The organism is Sphingomonas sp. CCH9-E2 (genome assembly GCF_001557215.1).
Classification (GTDB): domain Bacteria; phylum Pseudomonadota; class Alphaproteobacteria; order Sphingomonadales; family Sphingomonadaceae; genus Sphingomonas.
In genome coordinates this window covers 1-372 of record NZ_LSJM01000114.1, presented here as the reverse complement: position 1 = coordinate 372, position 372 = coordinate 1, and the positions used below count along the sequence as shown (strand labels likewise).

Below are 372 nucleotides of genomic sequence, written 5' to 3'. Positions count from 1 at the left end.
GTGCGCGCCGGCACTCATGCGGAACTGTTTGAATAGCCATGCGCGTAATCTTCATTCGCCACGGCGAATCTACCGGCAACGCCGGCGTGCCCTGCCACGATCTCGGCGCGATCGAGCTGACGGAGCTGGGCCAGGAACAGGCACGCGAAGTCGCGGCGAGCTGGATAGAAGCGCCCGCGCTCATCGTCACGTCGCCCTATACCCGCACGCAGCAGACGGCTGCGCCAACGATCGCGCGCTTTCCCGGCGTGCCGGTGGAAGTGTGGCCGATAGAGGAGTTCACCTATCTGCAACCGGCGCGCTGGAACGGCACGCGCAGCGCGGAGCGGATGCCGCACCTCGAACGCTATTGGAGCGCGGCCGATCCTGATT

1 protein-coding gene is annotated in these 372 nt (G+C 65.9%); it reads left to right on the top strand.

Annotated features, from left to right (window positions below; translation table 11 throughout):
- Positions 1–38: 38 nt before the first annotated feature.
- Positions 39–372, top strand: a 334-nt coding sequence (locus tag AX681_RS06405; RefSeq protein WP_197424246.1) for a phosphoglycerate mutase family protein, incomplete at its 3' end; no start/stop codon positions are given.